Annotated in this window: 17 protein-coding genes; 10 read left to right on the top strand and 7 right to left on the bottom strand. The window is 64.0% G+C overall.

Annotation, left to right across the window (positions count from 1 at the left end; all coding sequences use genetic code 11):
• The first annotated feature begins 128 nt into the window (after positions 1-128).
• The 7 genes from AB4Z38_RS03305 to AB4Z38_RS03275 are packed head-to-tail and all read left to right on the top strand — an operon-like array spanning position 129 to position 7,928.
• On the top strand, positions 129-1,661 hold the full coding sequence (locus tag AB4Z38_RS03305; RefSeq protein ID WP_441428387.1) for a sodium:solute symporter family protein: 1,533 nt from the start codon (positions 129-131) through the stop codon (positions 1,659-1,661).
• Positions 1,658-2,923 (top strand): AGE family epimerase/isomerase, encoded by a 1,266-nt coding sequence (locus tag AB4Z38_RS03300; RefSeq protein ID WP_441428386.1) that lies wholly within the window; start codon positions 1,658-1,660, stop codon positions 2,921-2,923. The genes AB4Z38_RS03305 and AB4Z38_RS03300 overlap by 4 nt, the downstream gene beginning before the upstream one ends.
• Positions 2,920-3,669 carry a 6-phosphogluconolactonase gene (locus AB4Z38_RS03295; RefSeq protein ID WP_441428385.1) on the top strand — a complete coding sequence of 250 codons (750 nt, stop codon included), beginning with the start codon at positions 2,920-2,922 and terminating at the stop codon, positions 3,667-3,669. Before AB4Z38_RS03300 ends, AB4Z38_RS03295 begins: the two co-directional genes overlap by 4 nt.
• Positions 3,666-4,430, top strand: a complete 765-nt coding sequence (locus AB4Z38_RS03290) for a sugar isomerase domain-containing protein (protein WP_441428384.1) — start codon at positions 3,666-3,668, stop codon at positions 4,428-4,430. Before AB4Z38_RS03295 ends, AB4Z38_RS03290 begins: the two co-directional genes overlap by 4 nt.
• Complete coding sequence (locus tag AB4Z38_RS03285) at positions 4,427-5,590, top strand: N-acetylglucosamine-6-phosphate deacetylase (protein ID WP_441428383.1); 1,164 nt, start codon at positions 4,427-4,429, stop codon at positions 5,588-5,590. The genes AB4Z38_RS03290 and AB4Z38_RS03285 overlap by 4 nt, the downstream gene beginning before the upstream one ends.
• The gene (locus AB4Z38_RS03280) at positions 5,587-6,864 is read left to right on the top strand and encodes a neutral/alkaline non-lysosomal ceramidase N-terminal domain-containing protein (protein ID WP_441428382.1); all 1,278 of its coding nucleotides are present in this window, start codon (positions 5,587-5,589) and stop codon (positions 6,862-6,864) included. Before AB4Z38_RS03285 ends, AB4Z38_RS03280 begins: the two co-directional genes overlap by 4 nt.
• Entirely contained in the window at positions 6,861-7,928 is a 1,068-nt protein-coding gene (locus AB4Z38_RS03275) for a LacI family DNA-binding transcriptional regulator (RefSeq protein ID WP_441428381.1), read from the top strand. The genes AB4Z38_RS03280 and AB4Z38_RS03275 overlap by 4 nt, the downstream gene beginning before the upstream one ends.
• Here AB4Z38_RS03275 and AB4Z38_RS03270 read toward each other — a convergent pair.
• The 4 genes from AB4Z38_RS03270 to upp form a co-directional block, all read right to left on the bottom strand.
• Positions 7,863-8,540 carry an HAD-IA family hydrolase gene (locus AB4Z38_RS03270; RefSeq protein WP_441428380.1) on the bottom strand — a complete coding sequence of 226 codons (678 nt, stop codon included), beginning with the start codon at positions 8,538-8,540 and terminating at the stop codon, positions 7,863-7,865. The genes AB4Z38_RS03275 and AB4Z38_RS03270 overlap by 66 nt on opposite strands.
• 54 nt (positions 8,541-8,594) lie before the next feature.
• Complete coding sequence (locus AB4Z38_RS03265; RefSeq protein WP_441428379.1) at positions 8,595-8,972, bottom strand: VOC family protein; 378 nt, start codon at positions 8,970-8,972, stop codon at positions 8,595-8,597.
• 124 nt (positions 8,973-9,096) lie between these two features.
• Complete coding sequence (locus AB4Z38_RS03260; protein WP_441428378.1) at positions 9,097-9,402, bottom strand: hypothetical protein; 306 nt, start codon at positions 9,400-9,402, stop codon at positions 9,097-9,099.
• Positions 9,403-9,693: 291 nt separating this feature from the next.
• Positions 9,694-10,329 (bottom strand): uracil phosphoribosyltransferase, encoded by a 636-nt coding sequence (gene upp / locus AB4Z38_RS03255; RefSeq protein ID WP_441428377.1) that lies wholly within the window; start codon positions 10,327-10,329, stop codon positions 9,694-9,696.
• Between the two features lie 23 nt (positions 10,330-10,352).
• On the opposite strand from upp, the gene tadA reads away from it, so the two are divergent.
• From tadA to AB4Z38_RS03240, 3 genes are all read left to right on the top strand, one after another.
• Positions 10,353-10,862, top strand: coding sequence for a tRNA adenosine(34) deaminase TadA (tadA, locus tag AB4Z38_RS03250; protein WP_441428376.1), 510 nt, complete (start codon positions 10,353-10,355; stop codon positions 10,860-10,862).
• Between the two features lie 82 nt (positions 10,863-10,944).
• The gene (locus tag AB4Z38_RS03245; RefSeq protein ID WP_441428375.1) at positions 10,945-11,331 is read left to right on the top strand and encodes a VOC family protein; all 387 of its coding nucleotides are present in this window, start codon (positions 10,945-10,947) and stop codon (positions 11,329-11,331) included.
• Positions 11,328-11,603: an acylphosphatase gene (locus AB4Z38_RS03240; RefSeq protein ID WP_441428374.1), complete on the top strand. Its 276-nt coding sequence runs from the start codon at positions 11,328-11,330 to the stop codon at positions 11,601-11,603. The genes AB4Z38_RS03245 and AB4Z38_RS03240 overlap by 4 nt, the downstream gene beginning before the upstream one ends.
• 40 nt (positions 11,604-11,643) lie before the next feature.
• Here AB4Z38_RS03240 and AB4Z38_RS03235 read toward each other — a convergent pair whose 3' ends face one another.
• From AB4Z38_RS03235 to AB4Z38_RS03225, 3 genes are read right to left on the bottom strand one after another with little or no spacing between them, the layout of a single operon-like run.
• Positions 11,644-12,864, bottom strand: a complete 1,221-nt coding sequence (locus AB4Z38_RS03235) for a DNA glycosylase AlkZ-like family protein (protein ID WP_441428373.1) — start codon at positions 12,862-12,864, stop codon at positions 11,644-11,646.
• A gap of 49 nt (positions 12,865-12,913) precedes the next feature.
• Positions 12,914-13,309: a 6-pyruvoyl trahydropterin synthase family protein gene (locus AB4Z38_RS03230; protein ID WP_441428372.1), complete on the bottom strand. Its 396-nt coding sequence runs from the start codon at positions 13,307-13,309 to the stop codon at positions 12,914-12,916.
• Between the two features lie 2 nt (positions 13,310-13,311).
• A complete protein-coding gene (locus AB4Z38_RS03225; RefSeq protein WP_441428371.1) occupies positions 13,312-14,334 on the bottom strand; it encodes a zinc-dependent alcohol dehydrogenase in 1,023 nt (340 codons plus the stop codon).
• Positions 14,335-14,406: the final 72 nt, after the last annotated feature.

The following is a 14,406-nucleotide window of genomic DNA, read 5'->3' as shown; positions in this document are numbered from 1 at the left end:
GGCGGGATGGCTGAGGAGGCCCGAGAAGAAAACTTTCAAAAAGACCCTTGTTTTGCAAACGTTTGCAGAGAAAAGTGGACGCCACTGCAGATCCCATTTCCAAGCTTTCGTCGCATCAAGGAGAACGTATGTATTTCGCCGACTGGCTCGTTTTAGGGGCCTACTTCGTCGTCATGATAGGGATCGGCTGGTGGGCCAAGAGTCGAGTGAAAAACGCCGCCGACTTCTTCACGGCCGGTGGAAAGATGCCGTGGTGGCTGGCGGGGATTTCCCACCACATGTCCGGCTATTCGGCAGCGGTCTTCGTGGCCTACGCCGCCATCGCCTACACCACCGGTTTCGCACTGTATGTCTGGTGGGCGCTCACGATCACCATCGCTTGCCTCGTCGGCGCTGTCTTTTTCGCCCCGCGCTGGCCGCGCCTGAGACAGCGTTTGGGAATCATCTCCCCGCTCGAATACCTGGCCACGCGCTACAACCTGCCCGCGCAGCAAGTGCTGGCTTGGTCCGGTGCCGCATTGAAAGTCTTCGATGTCGCGGCCAAGTGGGCGGCTAGTGCGATCCTCCTGAACGTGTTCGCCGGGGTTCCGATTGCCGTCGGCATCCTGATCGTCGGCGGGGTCACGCTCATCTATTCGACCGTTGGCGGCTTGTGGGCCGACGCGTTGACCGACATGGGCCAATTCATCATCCAGTCCGTGGCGGGCATTGCCATGCTCATCTTCGCCGTGGCCAAGCTTGGGGGCGTTTCCTCGATCGCAGGAATCTGGTCCCGGCTGCCGGCCTCCCACTCGCAGCCATTCGCCGGCGATTACACCATCGGATTCTTCCTCGCCTACTGCCTGATCAGCACTATTTCCTACAACGGAGGAACCTGGAATCTGGCTCAACGCTTCATTGCCGCCCCGTCCGGCACAGCGGCCCGCAAATCAGTCCTGCTTTCGGGCGCACTCTATCTCGTGTGGCCACTGGTGCTTTTCTTCCCCATGTGGGCCGCGCCCCTGATCCTGCCCAATCTGACGCACCCAGATCAGGCTTATGCGCTCCTGACCCAGCAGCTGCTGCCGGCCGGCCTGGTTGGCTTGGTCGTCGCCGGAATGTTCTCACACACGATGGCCATGACCTCTTCGGACGCCAACGCGATTTCCGCCGTCGTCATCCGGGACATCATCCCTGCGTTGCGCGGTTCCCGGCAGCCCCTGACTTCGCGTGCGGAACTACTGGGCGGCCGGATTTCCACGTTCCTGTTCATCGGTTTGTCGATGGTCATTGCCCTGAGCGCGGATTCATTCGGCGGCGTCCTGGGCCTGATAATCCTCTGGTTCGGGGCTTTGGTGGGGCCGATCGCCGTTCCCATGCTGCTGGGGATGTTGCGCCCATTCCGGCGCTGCGGCCCATCGGCAGCCTTGTTTTCCTGGGCCACCGGTTTGATCGTCTTCGCACTCGCAAAGTACGCCTTGGCCGCTCCCATCGCGAGCCTGGGAACGGCCAGTGCGCAGACAATCAACGTAGCGGCCCCGGTGCTTGCCTCCGCGATCGTCTATTGCGTCTTCGGCTGGCTGCGCCCTTGGCACAACGAGGCTTCCGATGCCCTGGTCGAGTCCCTTGACCGCGACCTTGAGCCGGCCGTATCGCTTCCGGTTGAAAGCACCGTCGCATGAGCGCAACCGGATCGGAAATACGGGATCAGCTGGTCAAGGGCGTCCTCCCCTGGTGGCTCGAGAACGGAGTCGACAGGAAAAACGGCGGAGTTTTCACCTGCTTTTCCAACTCGGGGCGGTTGCTTTCGAACGAAAAATATACGTGGTCGCAAGGCCGCTGGGCTTGGCTCTGCTCAAGGATTGCACAGGACAGCGAGGCCGGAATCATCGGGGGAAATCCCCAGTTGTGGGCCACTCTGTCGATTGAAACGGCCAGCTTCATCCAAGCCCACGCCATCCTGGACGGCAGCGTCACGGCATACCGCACATCGGCTGAGGGGCAGGCGCTGCCGTCCGGGCCGCAAGGGGAGGTTGCGGTCAGCGTACTGGCTGACCTCTTTGCGGCCTTGGGCCTGGCGGGTGCAGCCCGGCTTCCCCAAGCCGCAGGCCCGGAACGGGAAGAGTGGCTGCAATCAGCCCATGCGCTTCTCGCCCACGCCGAAGAAAGGATCGAGGCACGGAGCGCTCCATCCGAGCCATACCCCGTCCGGGCCGGATTCAAGGACGCGGCCGGGCTGATGCTCCTGCTGAATGTGGGCGCCCAGCTGCATTTGGCCAGCGGCTCTGCTGAAAGCGCCGAAACAGCCGGCGCCGCGCTTTCCCAGCTCCTCGGCGACGGAAACTCGGAAGGCATGTGGAAGGCCGACGCATGGTGGGAATACCGGCCGGACAGCACCGATGACCTGGACACGCTCCTGGCCCGCCACCGAACCCCCGGTCACCTTCTGGAGATGCTCTGGATGGTCATGGAAGCCGTCGAAATCATGCCTGGACTTGCACCTCGTATTCCGGACTGGCTACCGGACCTTGCCGTCCGCGCCCTGGAAGCCGGCTGGGATGACCTGCACGGCGGCATCTTCCGATATGTCGACAGCACCGGAGCAGAACCACGGGGCAGGCTCCTCGGCAACGACACCTACGAAACCTTGGTGACCCAGACGTGGGACACCAAGCTGTGGTGGGTCCAGGTGGAGGCCCTCTACGCAACCAGGCTCCTCGCCGAACGTTTCGGGCGTCCCGACCTCCTGGACTGGCATGAGCGAATCTGGGCCTACACCCTCGACACATTTCCAGACCCCTCCGGCCAGGAGTGGCTGCAAATACGCGACCGCGAGGGGAAACCCCTCGACAAGGTGGTGGCACTGCCTGTCAAAGACCCGTTCCACATAGCCAGATCACTCCTCCTGACCACTGAACTAGAAACCCGAAAGACACACACGTGACAGCACAGACCACTTACAGCCCCGCCGTTTCCACCTACCCGGACCCGGCCGCACTGGGGAAACGCGCCGGCGCGCATGCAGCGGAAACCCTACGCAGGGCGCTCCGGAACCAGCGGAAGGCCCGGCTGATGCTCGCAGCAGCTCCCAGCCAGGAGGCAACGCTGCAGGCGCTCGTCCAGGAACCCGGCATCGATTGGAGCCGCATAACGTGTTTCCATATGGACGACTACCTCGCGCTCGGGGCGGACGCACCCCAAGGATTCGGAAACTGGCTGCAACGCAAATTCTTCAGCCACCTTCCGCCGACCACCTTTCACCGCATCAACCCGGAGAACCCCGCCGAAGAGGAAGCGCAGCGCTATGGCACGCTGATGGGCCAAGATCCCTTTGACCTCGTCCTGCTCGGCTTGGGAGTCAACGGCCATCTTGCCTTCAACGATCCCCCGGCCGACCTCACTGACCCACTCCCCGCCCGCGTCATCAACCTGGACCAAGTAAGCCGCCAGCAACAGGTGGACGAAGGCCATTTCGCGAGTTTCGACGACGTTCCGCAGCGCGCCATCACCGTCTCCATCCCGCGGTTGTTGCACGCCTCCGAAATCATCGCTTCCGTGCCCGGCCCTGCCAAACGGATTGCCGTCCACAACACGCTGAGCCAGCCGATCAGCGGAGACCATCCCGGCACTGCGCTGCGCACGCACCCCAACGTCACTATCTACCTCGACTCCGAATCCGATCCGCGATGAACGCAAGTGAGCAGCTCTCGCAGGACTACCTCGGAAAAATCACCGAACTCCTTGAGCGCATCCGCCTGGAAGAAGCCGAAAACATCAGCATCGCCGCGGACATTCTCGCTGCCCAGGTGGCCAAGGACGAACTGGTACACATCTACGGCCCAGGCGGCCATTCGAACCTGGCAAGCCAGGAAGTGTTCTTCCGCGCAGGTGGGCTGATGCACGTCTCGGCCATTTTGGACGAAGGCACCCTGCTCTCCAGCGGCGCCCTCCGCTCAATGGCCATGGAACGGACTCCGGGCTACGGCCGGATCGTCATCGAGGACGCCGGACTCGGAGCAGGGGACGTCCTCATCCTGGTCAACGCGTACGGCATCAACAGTGCCCTCATCGATGCAGCCCTGATGGCGCGTGAAAGATCGGTCAAGACCATCGGCGTTTCCTCGCGGCAGCACGCAGAGGAAACAGCCAGTGACCATCCTGCACGGCATCCGCAAAAGCTGAATCTGCACGACGTCGTCGACCACCACATCGACACGAAGGTTCCCGTTGGAGACGCCGTCATGAAGGTCCCCGGGGCAGCGGAGAAAACGGCCGCTGTGTCCACGTTCGCCAACGCCTTCACCTTGAACTGGCTCATGATGTCCACCATCAGCAAGCTGAACGAAGTCGGGATTGAGCCGCCATTGTGGAGATCAGGAAATGCTCCAGGCGGCGACGAAGCCAACCAGCAATTCATTTCACGTTTCAAAGGACGGGTACGCAAGCTGTGACACACCCCGAAACGATTGTGGGCAAAGACCCCCACCGGGGGATCAACATAGAAATCGCCTACGACACGACCATCCTGTCCGTGCGGGAGATCGACCCTGACCAGGGGCTGCCTGTCATCGCGCCGGGATTTATCGATGGCCAAGTCAACGGTTACGGCGGACTAGACGTCAACGCCGCTGACGTCACGCCGCAAACCATCATCAACATGAGAGCGGAGCTGGCGAAGCTGGGCGTCACGACGTGGGTGCCAACCATCGTGACAGCATCGGAAGAGGCAATCGCTGGCGCGCTCGAACAGATCAACCGGGCCTGCGACATTGATCCAAGCACCAGGGCAGCCATCCCCTGCGTCCACATAGAGGGCCCCTTCATCTCGGACCAGGACGGTCCGCGGGGCGTCCACGACGCCGACTTCGTGCGTCCATTGGACGTCCTGGAGGTCCGGCGCTGGCTTCGCGCAAGCGGAATGGTCGGCATCGTCACCGTCTCTCCGCATACGCCCGATGCGCCGGCCCAGATCGCCCAAATCCGCGAACTCGGCGTGCACGTGGCCATCGGACACACACACGCGAGTCCTGAACAAATCACGGCTGCGATCACCGCGGGAGCCAGCCTGGCCACCCATCTGGGCAATGGCATAGCCACCACCCTGCCCAGGCACCCGAATGCCCTGTGGACTCAACTCGCTGACGACCGGCTCACGGCGGGACTCATAGCGGACGGCCACCATTTGCCCAGCGATACCCTGAAAGTCATGATCAGGGCCAAGACCCCCGAACGCGCTTATCTGGTTTCGGACAGCACTGCGCTGGCCGGAAGCGAGCCTGGCCGCCACCGTACTTCCGTGGGCGGACTGGTGGATCTCGCGCCTGGCGGGAGGCTCTCCCATGTCGGCACGGATCTACTCGCAGGGGCCGCCGCTACCCTCCCCGACGGTTTTTGCAACGTGATCCGAAACGTCGGCCTGGATCTATCGGAAGCCCTCAAAATGGTGACGTCCACTCCCGCCCGGGTGATCCCGGGCACCCGGCCGGGGCTCGGCCACCTTCGAGTCGGTTCCCCGGCAGATTTTGTCCTGATCACCGCGGACGGACCCGAAGCAGGGACCATTACTGCGGTCATCCAAGGCGGTCGAAAAGTATCGGGCGAACCGGAATGAGTACCAGCCATCCAGGCCAGGCCGCCCTCCGAGTGGGCGCCGCCGTCGTCGAGATCTCGCCGCCCGCGGGTACGCCCATGGCCGGGTTCGCAGCAAGGACGGAACCGAGCACCGGCGTCCACGACCCCCTGACCGTCCGGGCGCTGGCCGTCGATGACACCTGCTGGATTACTGTGGATGTGTGCGGCCTCCACGAAGATACATGCACCCGCATCTCAGGGAGCTTGCCCCTTATGCCGGAACATGTCGCGATCACCGCCACCCATACGCACGCGGGCCCATGCGTCATGCCGGGCCGGCTCGGGGGCCATGACCCGCGGCTCCTGGAGGAGATCGTCCTAGCTTGCCGCGAGGCCACGGAAGCCGCCATGGCCTCCCAGCGGCCCGCGGCCCTGCAATACGGCGAATCGCGCGGAGTGGACATTGCCAGGAACCGACGCCATCCCGAACGCGCCGTGGATCCGCCAGTCCAAGTTGCCGCGTTCAACGACGCAAACGGACAAGTGGTTGCCTGGATTGTTCTCTATCCGTGCCACCCGGTGGTCCTGGGTCCGGAAAACCGGCTTATCAGCGGCGATTACCCGGCGTTCACCAGGAAGGTCCTGGAGGAACGTTTCCCCGGCTCAGTAGCCCTTTTCCTGCCCGGGACCGCCGGGGACATCAACTCGGGCCATCCCGCCGACGCGTCGTATACGCTTTCCGGCTCCGCCGGCAGGACGATGGAGCAGGCGCGCAAGATCGGAGAACATGTGGCGGCATCCGTGTTGGGGACCCGCCTCCTGCCCATTTCCGATTCCGGGAAGACCGCCGTCGCCCGGAAGACCATCAGCGTCGCTATGAATTCGCGTGATGCGGTTTCCCCCGCGGAGTTGGCCCGCCTGTGGGAGGCCGAAGCGGTTTCGGCAGATCCGGGCCGGCGATCCCTTCTCAACGCGTGGAAGCAGTGGGCCATGGACCGCAGTCCAGAAGAGGAAATGTCCTGGGACGCCCCGGTGAGTGTCTTCAACTGGCAGGGCCTGACCCTCGTAGGATTACCCGGAGAACCATTCCTGGCCGCAACGGAAGCGATCGCCTCCCGGGTCGGGGGGCCCGTAGTTGTCACTGGTTACACCAACGGGTGCCCAGGATACTTCCCAACCGCTGATGAATATGGCTTCGGAGGATACGAGGTGGAGGACGCGCACCGCTACTACGGCATGCCGGCCCCTTTCGCGCCTGGAAGTGCCGAAGCGCTGATCCAGGCCGCATTGGAACTCGTGGGTGAACTCCAATGACAGGCCGTCCAACTATCACGCAGCTGGCGGCCGAACTCGGCATCGCCCCCTCAACCGTGTCGAGGGCCTTTACCCGGCCGAACCTACTCAAACCGGAGACAGTGGCACTGGTACAAAAGGCGGCCGAAGCCGCGGGCTACGTACCGAACCATCACGCACGCGCCCTCTCTACAGGACGTGCCGGGGCGATCGGGCTCATCGTGCCGGACATCGCCAACCCGTTTTTCCCTCCGCTCGTCCGGGCGGCTCAAAACTATGCGAGCGACCTCGGACTATCCGTATTCTTGGCGGACACGGATGAAGATCCCAATCGGGAAGACCGTCTCATCTCACGGATGGCGCCCCAAGTTGAAGGTTTGATCGTCGTATCTTCCCGGCTCGCTTCGTCCCGCATCCGGCAAATCGCCGATTCGCAGCGCGTGGCCTTCATCAACCGCGATGTTCCGGAGACCTACCGGGTACTGCTGGACACCGCTGCAGCCATCCGCTCCGCGCTGACGCACCTGTCCGAACTCGGCCACCGTCACATAGCCTACGTCGGCGGCCCACCACAATCATGGGCAAACAAGCAGCGTCGCTCGGCCGTGGACAACTTCTCGACGGGCCACGCCCTCGAGGTCACGCACTTCAGTGCGGAACCGGGCACCTACGAAGCCGCGAAAGCTCTCAGCGACTCTGTGGCAGCCTCTGGAGTCACCGCAGTCATCGCTTTTGACGACGTCATCGCGCACGGCCTGATGGGCGGATTCGCTGCCGCAGGCGTGGACGTCCCGAAAGACATGAGCGTCATCGGATGCGACGACACCCTCGCGACCACAACGTTTCCTGCCCTTTCCACGATCGCGGTCAACGTCGGTGCAGCAGCCCGGCGCGCCGTCGCCGCCCTCTCCGAAAACGCAGGCTCAACCAGCCTGACCGGGGCGAGGATCATCTTCGAAGGAAGCCTCGTCCTCAGGGGAACAACGGGACCTGTCCGGCCTGCATCCAGCCCGCTAACGCTAGAACCGGAGCTCGATCACCCGTCGGCCCGAGGCGTCCAGACTGGCCGTGGCAGTGACAGCTGAGTAATCCGCGATCTGCCAGAGCCCATCCGCTGCCTCGCCGCCGGCGTCGCCCACGACCACCGTCCGCATGCCCGCCGCACGGGCGGAAGCGATGCCCGCGGGGGCATCTTCGAACACGACGACGTCGGCCGGTTCGGCACCCAGCAGCGCCGCTGCCGTGAGATAGCCTTCCGGATCGGGCTTGCCGCGGGTCACTGCCTCAGAGGTAACAGTGGTCGCAGGCATCTCGAGTCCGGCTGCCTTCATGCGCACCCCGGCGAGGATCCGATCGGCCGAGGTGACCATGGCGACGGCGTCGGCATGCAAGGACCGCAGCAGTTCCACGGCTCCAGGCAACGCCACGATCCCGTCCGTCCGGGTCCGTTCCATCTCGCCGAGTTCCTCCGCGAGCGCGTCGATGTCAGCTCCGGACGGGGCGAAACGGCGTACCGTGTCCTTGGCCTGGACCCCGTGCGAAGTCCGCAGGATCTCGTCGATGTCCAGCCCATACCGGCCGGCGAATTCGCTCCACACTTGCTCCACGATCGCGGTGGAATCCACCAAGGTGCCGTCCATATCGAAGAGGACAGCCCGGACGGTCAGGGTTTTCACGGCTTCAGCAGGCAGGTTCATGCATCCATCCTGCCCGCGCATCCGGTCCGCGGCCCAACTCTTACGGCGTGAGTCCTAGCCGTTGGGCCTGTGCGGGATGTACTGAACGGCCCATTTGTTGCCGTCCGGATCGGCGAAGTACACAAAGTGGCCCCAATCCTGGATATCGATGTCGCTAACTTCCACGCCGTTGGCCTTGAGCTGGCTGTGGGCCTCCTTGATGTCGCCCACCACCATCTGGAGGCTGGGGGCGGTGCCTGGAGGGGCGTCGTTCAGGCCCTCGCCGATGCAGATGGAGCAGGCCGAGCCAGGCGGAGTCAGTTGGACGAAGCGGATGCCGTCCATGGGCCGCTCGTCGTAGTCGGCGTTGAAGCCCACTTTGTTGACGTAGAAATCCTTGGCGCGGTCCACATCGGACACAGGGACAAACACAAGTTCAAGTTTCCAGTCCATGCGCCAAAGGCTATCGGCGGAGCCCGAAAACCGGTAGGGGCGGAGCACAACGCGGGGTCACTTGCGGCCCATGTTGCTGCTCGAATTGGGCCGTAAGTGACCCCGCGTTGACGAGGCCGGCTACTTAGGCGCGTTGTAGCGAGGGCTCGGCGGGTTCGACGGCGGCGCTTGACCGGGTGCCCGCCCCTGCTTCGGCTTCGGCCTGGCTTGCGGCGGCCTGGCTTGCGGCGAGTTGAGCCGCCAGGCTGCGTGCGCGCGCTCGGGACGGAAGGAGCCACGCCACCAACGTGGCAAGGACCAGGACGGACGCACCGACGTAGATGGCGGGAATGGCCGCGTCCACGTAGCCGGTGGGAGTGAGTTTGCCGCCGGCTCCAGTGAAAACTGCCGTCAGAACGGCTACGCCTAGTGCTACACCGTTCTGCCTCATCTGGGAAACCAAGCGGGGTCCGTGGCGCAGTCCTACATCTCAGGACTATTCACGCGTTTCCAAGGTTGGATCCATCTCAGCCTGTTCTACGACCGAGAAAAGAAAGATTCGGGTCAAGGTTGATCGTTGGAGCGGTGGAGTCCAGTACCCGGCAATGTACCACCCTGACGCAGTCCGGGCATGCAACGTCAAATTTATGTAGACATTTCACCTGCTGGCAAAGAAGGCTGGGTAGCTTGTGCTACCCAGCCTTCTTTTCTGGACGCGGTGTTCCCTGCGCGGCCGGACTCGCTAGCCGGCTACGCCGTAGAGGCGGTCTCCGGCGTCGCCCAGGCCCGGAACAATGTAGGCCTTCTCGTTGAGCCTCTCGTCGATCGAGGCGAGAACAATCTTCACGTTGGCGTCGGAAAGTTCTTCCTCGAGCTTGGCCAGGCCCTCCGGGGCGGCCAACAGGCAGATGCACGTGACGTCCGACGCGCCGCGCTTGAAGAGAAACTTGATGGCCTCGCGAAGTGTGCCGCCGGTGGCGAGCATGGGGTCCAGGACGAAGATCTGGCGGCCGGTGAGGTCCTCGGGGAGGCGTTCGGCGTAGGTGATGATGTCAAGGGTCTCTTCGTCGCGGGCCATGCCCAGGAAGCCCACTTCGGCAGTGGGGACCAGCTTGGTCATGCCCTCGAGCATGCCGAGGCCCGCGCGCAGGATGGGAACCACCAGCGGCGTCGGCTTGGTGAAGGCGGTACCAATCGTCTTGGTCACAGGAGTTTCGATCTCCACCGGTTCGGTCCTGACCTCCCGGGTGGCCTCGTAGGCCAGCAGGGTGACGAGTTCTTCGGTGAGTTGCCGGAAGACCGGTGAAGGAGTGTTCTTATCCCGCAGAACGGTGAGCTTGTGAGCGACCAGCGGGTGGTCCACGACGAGTGTGCGCATGACTCCAAAACTATCATTGAGGCATGAGCACCAACGAGCCTTATCACGCGGAGCACGCGGCCTGGATGGGTCTGGCCCTGGACGAGGCCCGGCGGGCGCTCGATACAGAGGATGTGCCGATCGGTGCTGTCGTTTTAGGGCCCGACGGCGGCGTGCTGGGTGCCGGCCGGAACGAACGGGAAGCGAACGGCGACCCAACGGCGCACGCCGAGATTGTCGCCATCCGCGAGGCTGCCGCCGCCCTGCAACGCCACGCCCTTGAGCTCGGCGAAGGCGGAGACGGCTGGCGGCTCGAGGACTGCACCCTCGTCGTGACGCTGGAGCCGTGTGCAATGTGCGCTGGAGCCATTGTGCTGGCCCGGATTCCGCGGGTGGTCTTCGGCGCCTGGGACGAGAAGGCCGGTGCCGCGGGGTCCGTGTTCGATATCTTGCGGGAACGCCGCCTCAACCACTGGGTGGAGGTCTACGCAGGCGTGCGCCAAGAGGAATGTTCAGCCCTGTTGCGCGATTTCTTCGCAGCCCACCGGAAATAGCGGCCGCCCTCCATGAGCGCCCTTGAAATTGTGGGGCGTTGGACGTCAGATGGTCTCAGACAGCACGCCTGAGGAGGACCTCATGACCGTCTCTTTCAACCACACCATCGTCCACGCAACGGACAAACGCCGTTCCGCGGAGTTCCTCGCCAACATGTTTGGATTGCCGGAGCCGCAACCCATGTGGTCCTTCATGACTGTGTCCTTTGACCATGGAGTTGCCCTCGATTTCGCAACGGCTGACCGGCCCATCTCGCCCCAGCACTATGCCTTCCTGGTCAGTGAGGACGACTTCGACGGGATCTTCGCCCGGATCCAGGCTGAAGGAATCCCCTATTGGGCGGACCCTGCGCGTTCCCGCCCCCAGCAGATCAACCACAACGACGGCGGACGCGGCGTCTACTTCGCCGATCCGGATGGGCATTTCCTGGAGGCGATCACGAGACCGTATGGATCGGGTGCCGCATGAGCCAAGTACGCGTCATCGCCATGGTGACCGGCCGCGTCCAAGGCGTCGGCTTCCGCTACTCCACAATGCACCAAGCCCGACTATTGGGACTGACCGGGGAGGCGGCCAACCAGTTGGACGGCTCGGTGCAGGTGATCGCTGAAGGTGACCGCGACGCCGTGGACTCCCTGCTGGAATGGCTGCAATCCCGGGACCCCCCCGGCCGCGTAAAACACGTGGATGCCACCTTCACGCAAGCCACTGGCGAGTTCTCCGGATTCTGGGTGGACTGAACCCGCCTCGGTCTGAGCCCGCCTCCAGATTGAACCCGATTTAGCCGTTCGCGGCGTTCGCCTTGTCCAGGGCGTCGATGCGTTTCTGGCGCGATGCCGGCGAGTCCAGGCTGAACGAGCGGAAGTCCCCGAGGTCCTCGCGGATCCAGATCCCCACCTCACCGATCCGCTGGGTGACGGCCGCGCTGGGATTGTCGAACGTCCAGGCCGCGATCCGTTCCTTGCCTGGATCGTATTGCCACAGCCCGATGATCCGTCCCCGGTCCAGGATCGGGTGGTCAGACAGGTCCGCCTGCAGCGCAAGCGTGGTGTCGAGAACCTTCCGGCCCCGATCGCCTTCAGCCAGCATGTCCGCCGAATTCCTGCGCAACAGCACCAAGGAATCCGTCCCGGCCAGAAGCTGGATCTGTTCCTCCTGCGGTGCCCTGAACGCGGAAAGGTGCTCGACGTCGTCGGGCAGCATCCAGAGCGGCTCGCCCGCCGCCGTGGCCACTTCGACGGCGCCGACGGCGGCCAGAGCCGCCTTGCTCTGCGCGACGGTGAAGCCCGTAAGCCATTGGCTCTGCTTGAACGTCGCTCCGCCGGTCCAGCGCAGGTACCGTTCGATCAAGCGCGCGCGGGCGGCGTCGTCGTCGATGGAACTGGGAGGCAGCACCCACGAGGTGTAGGCGTAACGCTGCTGGTCGAGGCGGCCATTGACAGGCACGCGGCGGATGCGTCCGTCGGCTTGCAGGAGGCCCAAGGCCGTGGGGAGGGTGGTGGACGCACCCTTCTTCTTGCCTTCTTCGCCGAGGCTGCGGACGGATTCGCCGAGTTCGTCCTTGAGCTGTTTCGGATCCATGGGGTCGCTGGATTCCATGAGTGTGTGCAGCACTTGCTCTTCGAGCAGGGTGATCTCACCGCGTTCGACGCCGAGCCGGGCCAGGACCTTGAATGGCGCCGCTGCGACGTCCCGGCCAACTTGGAGGCCCCAGGCGAAGTCCTTGCGGCCGAGGACGTAGGTACATCCGCGGGCTGTGGGGAGCTCGTGGATCCTCAACTCTGCGACGTCCCGGTCCACCTGTTCTCGCCGGATCCCGGCCCGGGCAAAGAGCGTCAGGTAGGGGTTGGCGCCGCCCACGGAGCGGGCCCAGCCGGCGCGGTCCAGGACTTCCTCGGACGTCTTGCCGGAGAGCGAGCCGTCCAGGCCCTGCCTATGCCACGCCCAGGCGCGGAGGAGTTCCGGGGTGAGCGTTTGGGTGGAAAGCACAGCGGACGTCATGGCCCCATTCTGCACCGTTTGCCCGCCATCCGGGGCAGTCCCGCGCGAGCTACCGCTCGAAATCCAAGGAGAAGCCCGCCCAGGCGTCGGGATGTTCCCGGAGGAGGACGTCGACGCCGGCGAGCGCACCGCCGTCGTCGCTCTCGCGGACTTTCGCCGCGACTGCCTCAGCGATGAAGCGGGCCAAGACCTCCGTCGTCGTGAGTTGTCCGGCGAAGTCCGGGTGCTCGTCGAGGTTCTTATAGTTGAGGCCGGCCAGCACCTCGTCCAGGATGGTTCCGGCGGCGCCGATGTCCAGCACGATCGCGGCGTCGTTCAGCTCAGCGCGGCGGAACGTCACCTCTGCCACGAAAGTGGCTCCGTGGAGTCCCTGGGCCGGGCCGAACGACTCCCGCGGAAGGCTGTGGGCGACCATGAAGTGTCGGCGGACTGTGAGGCTGAACATGGTTACGCTTTCGGGGGCTTTGGGTAGGTGATGACTCGGCAAAGATCATCCAGTTCGCCGTTTTCCAAGCCCTGGAAGACCTCCGGCAGTTCCTCGAACTGCGACTCTCCCGTGAGGAACGCGTCGAACACGGGATCCCGCAGCAAGGAGACTGCCAGCTCCAGCCGCTCGCTGGACGTCCTCCGGTGCCGGCGCGAACGTGCAACCACTCCGACTTGGCTGGCTCGGATGGAGAGGCGTCGGGCATGGAAGTCCTCCCCCAGCGGCAGGGAGACCTTCCGGTCCCCGTACCAGGACATCTCAATAATCTCGCCCTCGTCCCCCGCGAGCTGAAGGCTTCGGACCAGTCCTTCATCGGTGGCCGAGCAATGGAACACGATGTCGCAGTCCTGCTTTGCATCGTCCGGAAGCACGAACTCCACACCCAGGGATTCCACGAACCCGCGCTTCCCGGGATCCGTCTCCACCAGTTGCAAGCGTTCCAGCGGGAAGTCACGCAGAAGTGCTGCGGTCATGCCGCCCACCAGTCCGGCACCGACGACGGCGATCCTGTCGCCGAGGCGGGGGACGGCCTCCCACAGGGCGTTGAGGGCGATCTCGGCGATACCTGTGAGCACAGCCCGGCGTGCCGGCACGCCGTCGGGTATTCGGGTGAGTGTGGTGATCGGCACGACGTAGCGGTCCTGATGCGGGTGCAGGCAGAAGACGTTCTGAGCGATCCAGTCCTCGGGACCTTCTTCAACGACGCCAACCGAAAGATAGCCGAACTTGACCGGCGCAGGAAAATCTCCGGTTTGATGGGGTGCGCGCATCTTCTTCGCAACCCGTGGAGGGACGTGCGCTTCATGGACCACGAGCTCGGTCCCCCTGCTGATTCCGGAGTACAGGGCTCGGACCAGAGCGTCGCCTTGGTCCGGAGCCGGAAGTTCCTCGCTCCGGAGTTCACCTTGGCAGGGGCCCACCGTCCAGTAGGCCAAGGCCGTTTGTGTGTGCGTGTTCCGCGGTGCGTGTTGTGGGAGAGTCATCGTGCTTGCGAATCTAGTCCTGCGGCCGCGATTGCGGAAGGGAAGGCTACTTACTAAGTGGGTGCCGCCTGG

The sequence above is a fragment of the Arthrobacter sp. 2RAF6 genome, from assembly GCF_052115205.1.
Classification (GTDB): Bacteria; Actinomycetota; Actinomycetes; order Actinomycetales; family Micrococcaceae; genus Arthrobacter.
Note: the sequence above shows the minus strand (reverse complement) of the source record. Positions and strands in the feature narration are given on the sequence as shown.

Coding starts and splice junctions, on each gene's coding strand:
- AB4Z38_RS03305 (WP_441428387.1), top strand. CDS start 129: ATGTATTTCGCCGACTGGCTCGTTTTAGGGGCCTACTTCGTCGTCATG.
- AB4Z38_RS03300 (WP_441428386.1), top strand. CDS start 1,658: ATGAGCGCAACCGGATCGGAAATACGGGATCAGCTGGTCAAGGGCGTC.
- AB4Z38_RS03290 (WP_441428384.1), top strand. CDS start 3,666: ATGAACGCAAGTGAGCAGCTCTCGCAGGACTACCTCGGAAAAATCACC.
- AB4Z38_RS03280 (WP_441428382.1), top strand. CDS start 5,587: ATGAGTACCAGCCATCCAGGCCAGGCCGCCCTCCGAGTGGGCGCCGCC.
- AB4Z38_RS03275 (WP_441428381.1), top strand. CDS start 6,861: ATGACAGGCCGTCCAACTATCACGCAGCTGGCGGCCGAACTCGGCATC.
- AB4Z38_RS03270 (WP_441428380.1), bottom strand. CDS start 8,540: ATGAACCTGCCTGCTGAAGCCGTGAAAACCCTGACCGTCCGGGCTGTC.
- AB4Z38_RS03265 (WP_441428379.1), bottom strand. CDS start 8,972: ATGGACTGGAAACTTGAACTTGTGTTTGTCCCTGTGTCCGATGTGGAC.
- AB4Z38_RS03260 (WP_441428378.1), bottom strand. CDS start 9,402: ATGAGGCAGAACGGTGTAGCACTAGGCGTAGCCGTTCTGACGGCAGTT.
- upp (WP_441428377.1), bottom strand. CDS start 10,329: ATGCGCACACTCGTCGTGGACCACCCGCTGGTCGCTCACAAGCTCACC.
- tadA (WP_441428376.1), top strand. CDS start 10,353: ATGAGCACCAACGAGCCTTATCACGCGGAGCACGCGGCCTGGATGGGT.
- AB4Z38_RS03245 (WP_441428375.1), top strand. CDS start 10,945: ATGACCGTCTCTTTCAACCACACCATCGTCCACGCAACGGACAAACGC.
- AB4Z38_RS03240 (WP_441428374.1), top strand. CDS start 11,328: ATGAGCCAAGTACGCGTCATCGCCATGGTGACCGGCCGCGTCCAAGGC.
- AB4Z38_RS03235 (WP_441428373.1), bottom strand. CDS start 12,864: ATGACGTCCGCTGTGCTTTCCACCCAAACGCTCACCCCGGAACTCCTC.
- AB4Z38_RS03230 (WP_441428372.1), bottom strand. CDS start 13,309: ATGTTCAGCCTCACAGTCCGCCGACACTTCATGGTCGCCCACAGCCTT.
- AB4Z38_RS03225 (WP_441428371.1), bottom strand. CDS start 14,334: ATGACTCTCCCACAACACGCACCGCGGAACACGCACACACAAACGGCC.